14 protein-coding genes are annotated in these 13795 nt (G+C 59.9%); 4 read left to right on the top strand and 10 right to left on the bottom strand.

Annotated features, from left to right (window positions below):
• The gene (locus BM400_RS11410; RefSeq protein ID WP_089839280.1) at positions 1 to 504 is read left to right on the top strand and encodes a hypothetical protein; all 504 of its coding nucleotides are present in this window, start codon (positions 1 to 3) and stop codon (positions 502 to 504) included.
• A 69-nt stretch (positions 505 to 573) separates the two neighbouring features.
• Here the strand turns inward: BM400_RS11410 and murG are convergent, their stop codons facing one another.
• From murG to murD, 3 genes are read right to left on the bottom strand one after another with little or no spacing between them, the layout of a single operon-like run.
• Positions 574 to 1641 (bottom strand): undecaprenyldiphospho-muramoylpentapeptide beta-N-acetylglucosaminyltransferase, encoded by a 1068-nt coding sequence (murG, locus tag BM400_RS11405; RefSeq protein ID WP_089841787.1) that lies wholly within the window; start codon positions 1639 to 1641, stop codon positions 574 to 576.
• 5 nt (positions 1642 to 1646) lie between these two features.
• Entirely contained in the window at positions 1647 to 2741 is a 1095-nt protein-coding gene (gene ftsW, locus BM400_RS11400; RefSeq protein ID WP_089839279.1) for a putative lipid II flippase FtsW, read from the bottom strand.
• Between the two features lie 42 nt (positions 2742 to 2783).
• On the bottom strand, positions 2784 to 4166 hold the full coding sequence (gene murD / locus BM400_RS11395; RefSeq protein ID WP_089839278.1) for a UDP-N-acetylmuramoyl-L-alanine--D-glutamate ligase: 1383 nt from the start codon (positions 4164 to 4166) through the stop codon (positions 2784 to 2786).
• A gap of 259 nt (positions 4167 to 4425) precedes the next feature.
• On the opposite strand from murD, the gene BM400_RS21690 reads away from it, so the two are divergent.
• On the top strand, positions 4426 to 5049 hold the full coding sequence (locus tag BM400_RS21690) for a DUF5412 family protein (protein WP_141223896.1): 624 nt from the start codon (positions 4426 to 4428) through the stop codon (positions 5047 to 5049).
• Here BM400_RS21690 and mraY read toward each other — a convergent pair.
• The 4 genes from mraY to BM400_RS11375 all read right to left on the bottom strand — a co-directional run bounded on the left by mraY (position 4997) and on the right by BM400_RS11375 (position 7953).
• A complete protein-coding gene (mraY, locus tag BM400_RS11390; protein ID WP_089839277.1) occupies positions 4997 to 6133 on the bottom strand; it encodes a phospho-N-acetylmuramoyl-pentapeptide-transferase in 1137 nt (378 codons plus the stop codon). The two genes, BM400_RS21690 and mraY, sit on opposite strands and share 53 nt — an antisense overlap.
• Before the next feature lie 100 nt (positions 6134 to 6233).
• Positions 6234 to 6752, bottom strand: a complete 519-nt coding sequence (locus BM400_RS11385) for a GNAT family N-acetyltransferase (protein WP_089839276.1) — start codon at positions 6750 to 6752, stop codon at positions 6234 to 6236.
• A gap of 63 nt (positions 6753 to 6815) precedes the next feature.
• Positions 6816 to 7439, bottom strand: coding sequence for a hypothetical protein (locus tag BM400_RS22060; protein WP_175528984.1), 624 nt, complete (start codon positions 7437 to 7439; stop codon positions 6816 to 6818).
• A gap of 34 nt (positions 7440 to 7473) precedes the next feature.
• Complete coding sequence (locus tag BM400_RS11375; RefSeq protein ID WP_089839275.1) at positions 7474 to 7953, bottom strand: cupin domain-containing protein; 480 nt, start codon at positions 7951 to 7953, stop codon at positions 7474 to 7476.
• Between the two features lie 52 nt (positions 7954 to 8005).
• Between BM400_RS11375 and BM400_RS11370 the strand changes: the two genes are divergently transcribed.
• Together BM400_RS11370 and BM400_RS11365 are read left to right on the top strand one after the other, a co-directional pair.
• On the top strand, positions 8006 to 9328 hold the full coding sequence (locus BM400_RS11370) for an NCS2 family permease (protein WP_089839274.1): 1323 nt from the start codon (positions 8006 to 8008) through the stop codon (positions 9326 to 9328).
• A 283-nt stretch (positions 9329 to 9611) separates the two neighbouring features.
• Complete coding sequence (locus tag BM400_RS11365) at positions 9612 to 9932, top strand: GIY-YIG nuclease family protein (protein ID WP_089839273.1); 321 nt, start codon at positions 9612 to 9614, stop codon at positions 9930 to 9932.
• 588 nt (positions 9933 to 10520) lie between these two features.
• Here BM400_RS11365 and BM400_RS11360 read toward each other — a convergent pair.
• The 3 genes from BM400_RS11360 to BM400_RS11350 form a co-directional block, all read right to left on the bottom strand.
• Positions 10521 to 10733, bottom strand: a complete 213-nt coding sequence (locus BM400_RS11360) for a hypothetical protein (RefSeq protein ID WP_141223895.1) — start codon at positions 10731 to 10733, stop codon at positions 10521 to 10523.
• A 244-nt stretch (positions 10734 to 10977) separates the two neighbouring features.
• Entirely contained in the window at positions 10978 to 12030 is a 1053-nt protein-coding gene (locus BM400_RS11355; protein ID WP_141223894.1) for a hypothetical protein, read from the bottom strand.
• A 23-nt stretch (positions 12031 to 12053) separates the two neighbouring features.
• The gene (locus BM400_RS11350; protein WP_089839270.1) at positions 12054 to 13610 is read right to left on the bottom strand and encodes an MBOAT family O-acyltransferase; all 1557 of its coding nucleotides are present in this window, start codon (positions 13608 to 13610) and stop codon (positions 12054 to 12056) included.
• Between the last annotated feature and the right edge of the window lie 185 nt (positions 13611 to 13795).

The following is a 13795-nucleotide window of genomic DNA, read 5'->3' as shown; positions in this document are numbered from 1 at the left end:
GTGAATCCCATCCACGCCATCACCGACCGCCTCGGCAACAAGGGAACCCTGGCCCTTCTCGCCCTCCTCGCCATCGGCACCTTCGCTCTTCTCGACCATCTGCACCTCACGGCAGCCTCACCCCGCGTCACCATGCTCGAAGACGCCTGGCAGGCCTATGATCGCGCCGCTCTCAGCCGCGACGCCCCCCAGCGCGCCTTCGACCACGCCATCGAGCCCCTCAACAAGCAGATGCCGGGCGTCGAAGCCCTCACCAACCACCTCCCCGAGCTCGACGAAACCGCCCAGAAGACCTTCCACAACTCACTCGCAAACCTCCGCGAGTGCCAGGCCTGGCTCCAGACCTACCGCCAGTTCGTCCCCGTCACCGACGCCGACCCCAACCCCGTCCGCGACAACGCCCGCGACCACATCGACGCCTGTACCGACGCCCATCCCATCAAGCCCTACCCACCCGGTATGCTCCCAAACGACGACGCCGGCCTCCCCAACCCCCACCTCTAAGGCCTTTCCCAGCCACAGATCCGGGTGCCCCACATCTCGCCTTTGAGATGTGGGCAGGCTGCCGCAGCGTCACGCCGCCAACCCGTTCACCATCTCGCCAATCTTCCTCAGCGCCCCTGGCTTCGCCAACCCACGAGCCTTCTCCCCCATCGCTCGCATCCGCGCCGGATCCCCCAAAAGCCTGACAAGCTCTTCCAGCAACGCAGAATCCGTCAATCCACCCTGCGCCAGCATCACCGCCGCCCCGGCCTCCGCCAGCACCAAAGCATTCTTCGCCTGGTGATCATCCGCCGCCTGCGGAAACGGTACCAGCAGCGACGGCCGTCCCGCCGCCGCCAGCTCCGCCACCGTACTCCCCGCCCGCGCCAACACCAGATCCGCCGCCTGATACTCCCCCGGCATATCCTCCAGAAACGACGCCACCCTCCAGCGCGAAGCATCCGCGCCACTCGCCTCATACAAGGCCAGCGTCTTCTCGAAAGAAGACTTTCCCGACTGGTGCACCACCGTCAAACCCGGAATGCGCTCCAGCAGTGCCGGGACAATCTCAGGCATAAACTCGTTGAAAACCCTGGCCCCATTGCTCCCCGCTGTCACCAGCAACCGTGGCGCCGCCCCAACCGGCCGCGGAGTCACCGCAAAGATCGCCTCTCGCACCGGCACGCCCGTCACCACAGCCTTCCGAAAATAAGCCGCCGTCGACTCATACGCCACAGCCGCTCCGCTCACATACTTCCCCAGCACCCGGTTCACCATCCCCGGAACCGCGTTCGCCTCATAAGCCAGCGTAGGCACCCGCAGCAACACTGCCGCCATCATCGCCGGCCCGCTCGCATACCCACCTACCCCGACGACAACATCCGGCTTAAAGCTCCGCAGCAACCCCACACACCGCATCAACCCCAGCGGCAGGTCCGCATACGTCCTCAGCCGAGTCCCCAGACTCACATTCGCAAGCTGTCCAACGTGAATCAGCTCCAGCGGAAACCCGGCCTCCGGAACCAGCCGCGTCTCGATCCCCCGCGCCGTCCCCACAAACCGGACCTCGGCCCCGTAGACATCCCGCATCTCCCGCGCAATCGCTACCGCCGGAATCACATGCCCACCCGTCCCGCCACCGGCCATCAAAACACGCATCGCCACTAATCGATCTCACGCGTAATATTCAGCAGAACACCCAACCCTGCCAGCGTAATAAACAACGATGTCCCACCCGAAGAGATCAGCGGCAGCGTAATCCCCTTCGTAGGCACCAGAGCCAGCACCACGCTGATATTGAAGAACGCCTGAATCAGAATCGCCGACGTAATCCCGAACGCCAGGAACCTCGCAAACGGATCGGTCGAAAGAATCGCCGCCCTGAGCCCCCGATATCCCAGCACGCAGAACAGCCCAATCACCGCCAGCGCCCCAATCCACCCCAACTCCTCGCAGATCGTCGCAAAGATAAAGTCGGTATGCGGCTCCGGCAGATAGAACAGCTTCTGCACGCCCTCCATCAGGCCCTTGCCATGAAATCCACCCGTCCCCACCGCAATCAGCGACTGCAGGATATGGAACCCCGACCCACGCGGATCGTTCTCCGGATTCACAAACGCCAGCATGCGAGCCCGCCGCCACGGCACACGGAACAGCATGTAATACAGCAACGGAGAGGCAGCCAGCGCAGCCATCACAAGCCACTTGATCTGCATCCCCGCCAGATAAAGAATCAACATCGTCACGCCGATACAAACCAGCGCCGTTCCCAGATCCGGCTCCGCCAGGATCAACCCAATGAACATCACCGGTGGCGTCGCAGCCCGCAAAATCGTGCCCTTCCAGTCGTCCATCTGGTGAATCCGCGTCTGCAGAAAATAGGCAAGAAACAGAATCAGCACAGGCTTCGCAAACTCCGAAGGCTGCAGCGTGAAGAAACCCCCAAACCGAAACCATCGATGCGTATGGTGCGAGTCCCGTACCGCGAAGACCCCCAGCAGCAACAGCATCGTAATCGCCACCGACGGAAACACGACCTTCGGATTATTGAACCGCCGGTAGTCCACCTTCATCAGCGCAAACAGCGCGATCAAACCGGCCAGCGCATACCCCGCCTGCTTCGACACATACGCATACGGAGACCCGACCGTCGCCTTCGCCATCACCGCCGACGTCGAAAACACCATCACCAGACCAAACAACACCAGCAGCAGGATCACCCCGAAGAGCCACTTATCAACTCCAACCCTCTTCGCCATCCCGCCCCGCTCCCATGCCCCTTGCTGTTGCCTCTTTGGTTGTCATTCCCGAAGGGAACCTGCTCTTGCTTTTGTCTCTGCTAACACCAACCGGCGAAACTCTCTCCCCCGGTGTTCATAGTTCTCAAATTGGTCGAAGCTCGAACAAGCCGGAGCCAACAACACAACATCCCCCGGCACAGCCCGCTCTTTCGCCCGTGCAACAGCAACTTCCAATATTCCGGCAGACTCTATCTTCGCCACACCAGCCAGTTGCCGCTCAATCTTTTCCGCGGCAGAACCAATGGTGTAAACAAAGTTAACCCTCTCGCGGATCAAATCGCTCAGCAGCGAATAATCCGAGTCCTTGTCCTTCCCTCCCAAAATCAGGTGTACCCCCTTCGAGAACGAAGCCAACGCCTTCATCGTCGCGTCCACATTGGTCGCCTTCGAGTCGTTATAGAACTCCACCCCATTGATCGTCTTCACCAGCTCCAGCCGGTGCTCGACAGCCTTAAACTCTCCAACCGTCTTCCGAATCGACTCACTCGAAATCCCCGCCAGCCGAGCGATCGTCACCGCCGCCAGCACATTCTCCACATTGTGCGCCCCCTTCAACGGAATCTCCGCAACCGGCATCACCGGCTCGGCCTTCCCGCCCTCCGAAGGCATCCACACCACCGACTCCCCATGCACAAACGCGCCCTGCTTGATCGGCCTCCGTCCGCTGAACCAGAAGATCTGCGCCTTCGTCTTCGCGGCGAACATCTGCGTCTCCTTATCCTCCGCATTCAGCACAAGAAAATCGTCGCTCGTCTGGTTCTCCGTAATCCTCTTCTTCGCCGCCGCGTAGTTGGCGAACGTCCCATGCCGATCCAGATGGTCCGGAGTCAAATTCAGCACCGCCGCAATCTTAGGCTTGAACTCATCGACCGTCTCCAACTGAAAGCTCGAAACCTCCAGCACATCCCAGGTCTCGCCCGAGTCCGCCCCAATCAGCTCGACCACTGGCAGCCCGATATTCCCGCCCACCTGCGTCGGCAGCCCTGCATCCTCAAAGATCTTCCCCACCAGCGTCGTCGTGGTCGTCTTCCCATTCGACCCCGTAATGGCCACAACCTTCCCCTGCAGAAACCGGAAAGCCAGCTCCAGCTCCCCGATCACCGGCGTCCCCAGCGCCGCCACCTGCTTCACCTCCGGCGTATCGAGAGGCACCCCAGGCGAGATCACAATCAGATCCTGCCGCCGAAATGTAAGCAGCCCATGCCCACCCGCTTCCACCATGATCCCAGCCTCGAGCAGTTCCGGAATATCCTTCGCCAGCGCAGCCGCGCTCCGCGAATCGGACACCGTGACCTTAGCTCCCTGCCCCCGCAGAAACCGAGCCGCCGACATCCCCGACCGCCCCAACCCCACCACCAGTACCTTCTTGCCCTTAAGTTCCATGCGTACAGCCTAAAACATCCGCCCCGTTGTTTGTCACTTCCGAGGGCAATCTGCGATCCTGGTCGTCTTTGCACCTTTTGTTGTCATTCCCGAAGGGAATCTGCTTCTGCCTTTGCCGTTGCTTGTTCTTCTACGCCCCCCCAAAAAAAATCACGTCATCTCGACCGAAGCGGTGGACAGCATCATCGTCCATCGCGCAATGGGAAAGTTTCCCCTATCTCCCGTGACTATGCCACGCATCTGCTAAAAATAGAGCACGATGGAAGACTGGCAAGACATGTTTTCAGCCGTTGGTTACAGTCTCGGCACCGCTCTAGCCATTACAGCTGCCATCTGCACGCCAATCTACGCCATCATGCTGCTTATCCTACGTCTGCCCGCTCTTCGTGCAAGTTACACATGGAAATCTCCACTCCTAGGAATGTATTGGGCAGCCGGGACTCTCTCTGTTCTCGTCTTCGCTGGCGGCATGTTTCTAAACTATGCGCTCTCACCTCTGTGCGGCACGGACCACGTCACCGAAGTCGCTTCGCCTGATGCCAAACACAAAATCGTTGTTTACAACTTTGATTGCGGCGCAACCACCGACTTCTCGCTGCTCGTCTCACTCCTGGGATCAAAACAGCAGCTTCCGAAAAACAAAGCGGCAAACAGCCTCTACTCCCATTACCACCAGCTACCCGAAGCCAACGGAATCCGCAAGAACTTTGAAGTGCAATGGCACGATTCCTCGCACGTCACCGTCCGCATCGCAAGCTACGATGGAGCTACCCCCATAAAGAGTCAGGATGGGGTCGTGGTCTCATTTGAAAATTGGCCAAGCCCAATTCCTACCGCAGTTTCAAAGTCGTCAAAGCCAAAAGCGCAAACACCAAAGCCATAATCCAGAACCGCGCAATCACCTTCGACTCACTCCACCCCATCAACTCAAAGTGGTGGTGCAGCGGAGCCATCCGGAAGATCCTCTTCCCATTCCGCAGCTTATAGCTCCCCACCTGCAGGATCACGCTCAGCATCTCCAGAATGAACACGCCCCCAATAAACGGGAGCAGCAACTCCTGCTTGATGATCACCGCCACCGTCCCGATCGCACCCCCCAGCGCCAGCGATCCCACATCCCCCATAAAGATCTCCGCCGGATGCGCGTTGTACCAAAGAAACCCGATACTCCCCCCCACCATCGCCCCGCAAAACACAGTCAGCTCACTCACCAGAGGCATCCGCTGCATCTCCAGATAGTCCGAGAACACCGAGTGCCCGCTCACATACGTCAACACGGTGAGCGCACCGGCCGCAATAATCGTGCATCCGATCGCCAGACCATCCAAACCATCCGTCAGATTGACCGCATTGCTCGCCCCCGTAATCACGATCATCACGAAGATCACAAACGGAAAAAACGCCAGCCATCCCAGGTGAGGCACATGCCGCAGACTGTCGATAATCAGGTTCGGCCGAAAGTTCTTCAGAAACGGCACCACCAACCGCGTCGAGTACATCCCCTTCGTCTGCATCCACACCAGCACCGCCGCCACCAGAAAACTGGCCGTGAACTGGAAGAACAGCTTCTGCCGCCCCGTCAACCCCTGGTTATGCTTGTGTACGACCTTGATGTAGTCGTCCGCAAACCCGATCGCCCCGAACGCCATCGTCGACAGAACCACGATCCAGACCATGGGATTCCCCAGGTCCGACCAGAGCAGCGTAGGCACCAGAATCGAAATCGCAATCAGCACCCCGCCCATCGTCGGCGTGCCGCCCTTCTTCTGGTGAGACTGCGGCCCATCCTCGCGAATATATTGACCAATCTGAAACTGCCGCAGCCGTTCAATCACGAACGGCCCAATCAGCAGCCCGATCAGCAGCGCCGTCAGACTCGCAAACACCGTCCGGAACGTCAGATACCGGAAGATCCGAAGGATCTTGAAGTAGGGAAAAAGCTTCTGGTACAGCAGCCAATAGAGCAAAGTATCGCCTCGCGGGCATCGCAACCCACCCGTATCTTACTAGCCCGAAACCGCCGCGTCCCCGCTTTCCTCCAACGAGTTATCCACTGCGCCACCCCGCCTACCGCCCCAGCACCACCGTCTCATGCCCCCGAAACATCACCCGCGTCTCCTCCACAAAACCCAGCTTCTCCGCCACCCGCAGCGACCCGCGATTCTCAGGATCGATCAGACACACCGCCCCGTCATCCCCAAACCGCTCCCGCCCCCACGCCAGCACTGCCCGCATGGCCTCTGTCGCATATCCCTTCCCATGCGCCGCCGGAGAGAACACCCACCCCGCCTCAGGCCTCCCCACAATCGACGGCTCAATCTCCCGCCGATACTCCGCAAATCCGCACTCTCCCAGATACTTGCCCGTGGCCTTGTCCTCCACCACCCAATACCCATACCCCAGCAGCGCCCAAAGCCCCGCATAACGCAGCAGCCGAGCCCAAGCCTCTTCACCGTTCGATGGCTTCCGCCCAATGAACGCCACCGTCCGCGGATCCCCCCAAAGCTCCGCCAACCGTCCATAGTCCTCCACCCCATGCCCCCGCAGGCGCAGGCGCTCCGTCTCCAAAACCGGTGCAAGATTCATCCTGAAAGACTACCGCAAACCGTCCCGCCGGACAGATCTCCGACCCATCCGGCGGGACAGAGCCTATCCTTCCAGCCCCTCGCAGATCCCATCCGCCGCCATCGCCAGCTCCCACGCCAGATGCAGATCCTGATCCGCTGCCGCCTCCGCCCGCCCCAGTAGCTCCCCAGCCATCAGCGGCAGCCGCGCCTCAAACCCGACAGCCTCCTCCGACTCATCCAACTCATCTACCTTCACCGCCACCCGGTCGATCAGCCTCTCCACCTCGCCTGCCGCAGGCTCCCTCACATCCAGACGATGCATCGCCCGGGCCGCATACAGCCCGGCCATCGCCAGATGCTCGGCCGCCCGCAGCAACCCAGCCGCACCATCCTCCTCATCTCGATATCGCGCCACCCCCACCTCCAGCAGCATCCGCAGATCCCCACCCGACTCGCCCTCCAGCAGCGAAATCACCGCCGAAGCCCGCTGCAGATGATGAAACGCCCGCGCGTCGCTTCCCACCAGCTTCATCGCAACCTTCTTCGCCGCCTTCTTCCCCGCGGACTTCTTCCCAGGCACCTTCTTAGCCGCCTTCTTCCCCGGAGCCTTCTTCAAAGCACTCTTCTTCGCCGACTTCTTCAACGCCGTCTTCTTGGCAGCCTTCTTCAAAGCGCCCCCGCCCCGCACCGACAGTTCCTTAGCCATGGTCTAAATCTCCTCGCTCATAGGATGCGCCCCGTTACTTCCGCGTCAACCCGCGAATCATCCCCTCAAACTCCGGCCACCCACGAACCAGCTCCTCCGCCCCTCCATCCTCATAGTCCTCAAACGCAAACCCCGGACAAACCGTGCACCCCATCAAAGCCCAGCTCCCACCCTCCACCAGCCGCGCCCCCTGCCAGACCCCGCGTTCCACCACCACCTGCGGCCTCTGCCCCGCCCGCAGATCCATCCCAATCACCACCCGCTTCCCCGTCCCATCCGGAAAAAGCTGCATCTGCTCCACCGCATCCCCCGCATACAGATGAAATACCTCATCCGACTTCAGGCGATGCATCTCGCTAAACGTGTCCGGCTCCAGCAGATAGTAGATCGCCGTCCCCGTCAGCCGCTCCAGCCCTTCAATCTGTTGCGACGCCTCCCACGTCCGCACAAACCACCCACCCTCCCGCGGATGCGGCACCAAACCCAGCACACTCTTGATCTCTTCAGCCGTCACGAACGAATCCCCCTTGCGAAATCCTCTTCCTAGGCTATCCTGCCTCTATCCCATGCCCACAAACACCCTGCGCCAACGCCTGGAAACCCACTTCGCCTTCACCGCCCACAACACCACCTGGCGCACCGAGATCCTCGCCGGCCTCACTACCTTCATCACGATGGCCTACATCATCTTCGTGAACCCCGCCATCCTCTCGCAAACCGGCATGCCCCTCGCGGCCATCACCACGGCCACCTGCCTCTGCGCCGCCTTCGGCTCCATCTTAATGGGCAGCATCGCCAACTACCCCCTCGCCCTCGCCCCCGGTATGGGCCTCAACGCCTACTTCACCTACACCGTCGTCAAGGGCATGGGCATCCCCTGGCAAACCGCCCTCGGAGCCGTCTTCCTCTCCGGCATCATCTTCCTCCTGCTCACCTTCGGAGGCATCCGCCAAAAGCTCGTCGGCGCCATCCCCTACCAGCTCCACGCCTCCGTCGCCGGAGGCATCGGACTCTTCATCGCCTTCATCGGTCTCCGCAACTCCGGCATCATCGTCCCCTCCCCCGCCACCACCGTCACCCTCGGCGACATGCACGCCCACACCGTGCAACTCGCCCTCTTCGGCATCGTCCTCATCGCCATCCTGCAAGCCTACAAAGTCAAAGCCTCCATGCTCATCGGAGTCCTCGCCACCCTGGCCGTCGGCATAGCCTTCCACCAGGTCCAGTGGCACCCGTCCACCTTCAACCCCATGGCCATCCGCGACACCGCCTTCCACCTCGACCTCCGCGGCGCTCTCCGCATGAACGCCCTCGAGATCATCTTCGTCTTCCTCTTCGTCGATCTCTTCGACAACATCGGCACCCTGGTAGCCGTCACCGAACGCGCCGGCCTCATCGCCCCCGACCACACCATCCCCCGCCTCGACAAGATCTTCTTCGCCGACGCGACAGCAACAGTAGTAGGCTCCCTCGCCGGCACCAGCACCGTCACCAGCTACATCGAGTCCAGCGCCGGAGTAGCCGCCGGAGGCCGCACCGGCGTCACCGCCATCACCACCGGCGTCCTCTTCCTGGCCGCCATCTTCGTAGCCCCCCTGGTCGGCGCCATCCCCGACTTCGCCACCGCCCCCGCCCTCATCCTCGTAGGAGCCCTCATGGTCGCCGGAGCCGCCCGCATCGACTGGGAAGAGCCCCGAGTAGCCATCCCCAGCTTCCTCACCTTAATCACGATCCCCCTCACCTACTCCATCGCCACCGGCCTGAGCTTCGGCATCATCAGCTTCGCCCTCCTCGAAGTCGCAACCGGCCGAGGCCGCCGCCAGCACTGGATGCTCTACCTCCTCGCCCTCCTCTTCCTCTCCCGCTTCATCTACCTCAAAACCGCCTAAGAATCCCTGAACCAAAGGCAGTTGCAGTTGCAGTTGCAGTCGCGGTGGCAGTTGCGGTGGCAGTTGCAGTTGCAGTTGAGGTGGCAGTTGCGGTTGCACTTGCCGTTGCCTGTTTTAACAACGATCCACCCGCCAAAAAAGCGCGTCATCCCGACCGAAGCGATGGACAGCACCATCGTCCATCGCGCAGTGGAGGGACCCCCGCATTTCGCTTTTGCGGTTGCCTGTTCCTGCCGTTGTTTATCCTTGCTCAACCACCAAACGAAATGCCACAATCCCCGGCATGCCCGAAATCGCCTACGTCTACATCATGGCAAGCACCTTCCAGGTGCTGTACATCGGCATCACCACCCACATAGAACAACGCGTAACCCAGCACAAAGAAGCCAAAGACCCCGACTCCTTCACCGCCCGTTACAAAGTCAACAAGCTCGTTTACTACGAAGAATTCGCCTGGATCACCAACGCCATAGCCCGCGAAAAGCAGTTGAAGCGCTGGTCTCGCATCAAGAAGATCCGTCTCATCGTAGCGATGAACCCAACTTGGCAAGACCTAAGCGCCGACTGGGGCAAACCCTTCCCACTCTTGACCCCAACGAAGTAACCACAACACTCAAGACGTTGGTTGTCCTTAAACCTTCAACGTCCCTAAAAAGATGCGTCATCTCGGACCGAAGCGATGGACAGCACCATCGTCCATCCCGCAGCGGAGAGACCCCCTCATTTCGCTCTTGCAGTTGCTTGTTTTGCTGTCGCATCCGTCCTTACCATTGCTCGTCCTCCCCCCACACCCTACCAAAACTCGTGTCATCTCGACCGAAGGATGGACGGCACACGCAGCGGAGAGCCCCAATAAGGCTGATCCCCCTTGACACCCCCGATATAATATAAACAGAGAAAAAATAAAAGCCCGGCACCCGCCGGGCTTTTCCATTTAACCCGCAACCGCCACAGACCTGCCCCGACCTGGCTCAACCCAGGTCCACCGGCAGGTCTTTTCCTTTGAAGACTTTGCACCAAAAATCCAGGGGGGAGGAGCCCCATCACCATGAACACCGAACCGACCCAAGAAACCCACTTCCAGTGCCGCCACATCTTCACCACCGGCTACCGCTGCGGCAGCCCAGCGCTCCGCCACGAATCCTTCTGCTACTACCACCACAAAAATCGCCGGCCCATCCCAAAACGGGAATTACAGGAGCGTCGAGGCCACCAATCCACCTTCGACCTCCCCCTCCCCGAGGACCGACCCTCCATCCAGATCACCATCGGCGAGGTCCTCCGCCGCATCGCCGCAAATGAGATCGACCCGCGCCGCGCCGGACTTCTCCTCTACGGCCTCCAGATCGCCTCCATGAACCTCCCGCAGCCCAAAGCTCAGGAGAGCCGTGGCCGACGGTCCCACCGAACCCTCGCCCAACGCCTGAATGACCCCACCGAGGCGCCCTCATCCGGACTCATCGAAGAACTCATCGACGACCCCATCCACGGCGAGATCGCCCCCATCGCGCCCTGCGAGAACCCCGAGCGACGCCTCAGCCTCGCCGGTAAACTACTCAAAGAAATCGAGGAGCTGCACAAAAACGAGCAGCCTGCGGTCCTCGCCGAGGTAACCGCCACCGCAGACGCCCCGCACGCGCCGTCCTCAGCTACTTCGTCGCAGCCAGCCGGGGCCGCACGGCAGCCAGCAAATTCTCCGTCAGCATCGGAACATCTTCCTTATGCGGATGGATATACCGGATATCCCTCACAAACTCCCCCACCGGCAGCACCACCGGAGCCTTCGCCGGCAGCGACCCATAATCGTGGTTCATCACCTCGGAGATGTTCGTGCACGCGGGCACCGGAGCCACAAAAAATACCACATCCGTCCCGGCCTTCCGGTACTTCTCACCCAACGCCTTCACCCACGGGAACTGGATGTTATCCAGCAGCAGCGGCGGGAACTGGCACGGACTCGCCAGCACGGTCACGTCGACATTCTCGATCGTTCCATGCGTCCTCGCCAGCATCTCCTCCTGCCCCGCATGCGAAACCCGATGCGATAGAAACTGCAGGGAGTCCGCATAAAACCGCAGGGGAAACAGAAGAACCTCCACCGGCTTCTTCATCAGGAAGGCAAGAACCTCCCTCCCCGTTCCCTGCCTGGCAAGCAGCTCCTCTCCTTCAAAGACGTGCATCGCCTCTAGACTGACGTTGCCATAGTTGAAATCCCAAGGAGCAAAATAAAACACGATCAGCTTCGGCGGCTTGTTCCGCGCCAGATACCGTTCCAGCGGAAGGTCGTTATTGATCATCAGGCTGCCATGCGTGTTCGGCAGATTCAGCACCGTCATTCCCAGCGCTTTCTGCATCTGGCTCGGGTCGATCCCAAACATCGCCGTTGAATCCCCAAACACGATCACATCCGCGTCCTTCACCGGGGTCTCATACGCATAGTTCAAAGGACGCGAATAGTACGAGAGATTCCACTTCTCGTAGATCGCCGACCGAGCCACAAAGAACGGAATGACATACAGCACCAGCAACAGCGCACACACCTGCACGTCGTAGCGAGCCATTGCACTGCGTCCACTCGATCCCCCTGCCTTAGGAGTCTCCGAAACGCGCCTCGGAGCCGAAGCATCCTCACTCTCCATGGTCCTCTGCTCGAAACGTTCCTCTTCCATCACCCGCGAATGGCCCTTGGGCTCCTTAGTCATTCGGTTCTCCGTACTGCACTTCTCTAAAACTGGAAGTAAAGGAACGTTGCCGGCTGCTGCAGCTTCACAAGCACAACGAAGAACAAAGCCCCCACCACAAGCGCCCACACCCTGTTCGGTGCCCACGTCAACCTCTCCGGCACCCCTCTCTGATCCCAAGCCGTCTTCTGCAACGAAGGCTTGAAGTGAGTAAGAATCTGCTGCGTGTTCGGCAGGAACCAGACGATCGCCAGCCCAATCGCAATCAGCGGGAACGCACGGTGCATATCGCTGGCGTCATACCAGTTCGTCGCCGGCGGTGCGCTCAGCCCATGGATACCGGCCATCCCACCCAGCATGGAAAGCGCATGATCCACGCTGCTCGCCCGGAAAAACACCAGCGACACCACGATGCAGAGGAACGTCAGCATCACACTCGCCCCATGCCGCATTCCGTCTAAAAAGTGGTTCGCGATCCGCGCCGGTTTCCCATGGAACTGACGCCACGCATGGTTGATCGACAGGTATACCCCATGCAGAAGCCCGAAAGCCATAAACTGCAACCCCGCCCCATGCCATATCCCCGCCAGCACCATCGTCACAATCAGAGGCAACGCCACAACCTGCACAAACGTCCCCACGGATGCGCGATCCTTCTTCGACATCCCCTGCCCCTGCTTCTTGCGGTACTCCCGCACCAGCTTCGTCAAAGGGCCGTACAGATACGTAAAAATATACCGCCCCAACGTCATATGCCACCGAGTCCAAACTTCGATGATGCTCGCCGATTTGTAAGGCGAATCGAAGTTGAGCGGAAAGTCGATCGAGAACATCCGCGCCAACCCCAGCGCCATATCCGAATATCCCGAAAAATCGAAATACAACTGCAGCGTATACGAGAGAGCGCCGATCCAAGCGTACTTCAACGACAGCGGAGACTGCACAAGAAACATCGGCGTCGCACTCGCCGCAAAGGTGTCGGCGATCAAAACCTTCTTCGCCAGCCCCAGGACAAACCACGTCCCGCCCACCGTAACATCCGCCATGTTCAGCTCAAACCGGCTGCGCTTGAACTGCGGCATCATCTCCCGATGATGCAGAATCGGCCCCGCAATCAGGTGTGGGAAGAAGGTAACAAACAAAAGGTAGTCCGCGAAGTCCTGGTACTCCGCGCTCTTCTTGTGCAGATCCACCAGGAACGCAATCTGCGTGAACGTAAAGAAGGAGATCCCCAGAGGAAGCGCAAGGTTCGCCCAGTGTTTCCCATGCCCAAAGACGTTGCTAAAGAAGTCTTCCGCCGGAATAAGGTACTTGTAATAGCCAAGAATCAGCAGGTTCAAGACGATCGCGCCCGTAAGCCAATACTTGGACTTAATCCCGCTGGGAATCCTCCCACTGATCATCGCCGCGGCAGCATAGTTGATGGCAACCGAGCCCACCAGAATAATCAGCAACGACGGTTGCCACCACCCATAGAACAGCAGCGAAATGAATCCCAGCCAGACGACGACCGCCTTGCGATGGAGGTGACTGGCAATCTGAAACCCGAGTAGCGCCAGGGGCAAATAGATAAAAATGAACGGATACGAATTGAAGAGCATAACCCCCCTTATCCCTCGTGGGACGATCGGCGCGCTTGCCGCGGCGATAATCCTGGGACCTCTGCGATGTGTGGCGTTAGTCGTTCTCTCAATCGACTTCTTTAGGTCTCTTCTACCTCCGAAAGCACCGATTGGACATCAAAGTCGGCAACGATCATGATCCGTCTTTTTACGGAAGTGTAGGC

It is taken from the genome of Granulicella pectinivorans, from assembly GCF_900114625.1.
Lineage (GTDB): Bacteria > Acidobacteriota > Terriglobia > Terriglobales > Acidobacteriaceae > Edaphobacter > Edaphobacter pectinivorans.
Note: the sequence above shows the minus strand (reverse complement) of the source record. Positions and strands in the feature narration are given on the sequence as shown.

Coding starts and splice junctions, on each gene's coding strand:
- BM400_RS11355 (WP_141223894.1), bottom strand. CDS start 12,030: ATGACTAAGGAGCCCAAGGGCCATTCGCGGGTGATGGAAGAGGAACGT.
- BM400_RS21690 (WP_141223896.1), top strand. CDS start 4,426: ATGGAAGACTGGCAAGACATGTTTTCAGCCGTTGGTTACAGTCTCGGC.
- BM400_RS11350 (WP_089839270.1), bottom strand. CDS start 13,610: ATGCTCTTCAATTCGTATCCGTTCATTTTTATCTATTTGCCCCTGGCG.
- BM400_RS22060 (WP_175528984.1), bottom strand. CDS start 7,439: ATGGCTAAGGAACTGTCGGTGCGGGGCGGGGGCGCTTTGAAGAAGGCT.
- BM400_RS11370 (WP_089839274.1), top strand. CDS start 8,006: ATGCCCACAAACACCCTGCGCCAACGCCTGGAAACCCACTTCGCCTTC.
- BM400_RS11385 (WP_089839276.1), bottom strand. CDS start 6,752: ATGAATCTTGCACCGGTTTTGGAGACGGAGCGCCTGCGCCTGCGGGGG.
- ftsW (WP_089839279.1), bottom strand. CDS start 2,741: ATGGCGAAGAGGGTTGGAGTTGATAAGTGGCTCTTCGGGGTGATCCTG.
- murG (WP_089841787.1), bottom strand. CDS start 1,641: ATGCGTGTTTTGATGGCCGGTGGCGGGACGGGTGGGCATGTGATTCCG.
- murD (WP_089839278.1), bottom strand. CDS start 4,166: ATGGAACTTAAGGGCAAGAAGGTACTGGTGGTGGGGTTGGGGCGGTCG.
- BM400_RS11365 (WP_089839273.1), top strand. CDS start 9,612: ATGCCCGAAATCGCCTACGTCTACATCATGGCAAGCACCTTCCAGGTG.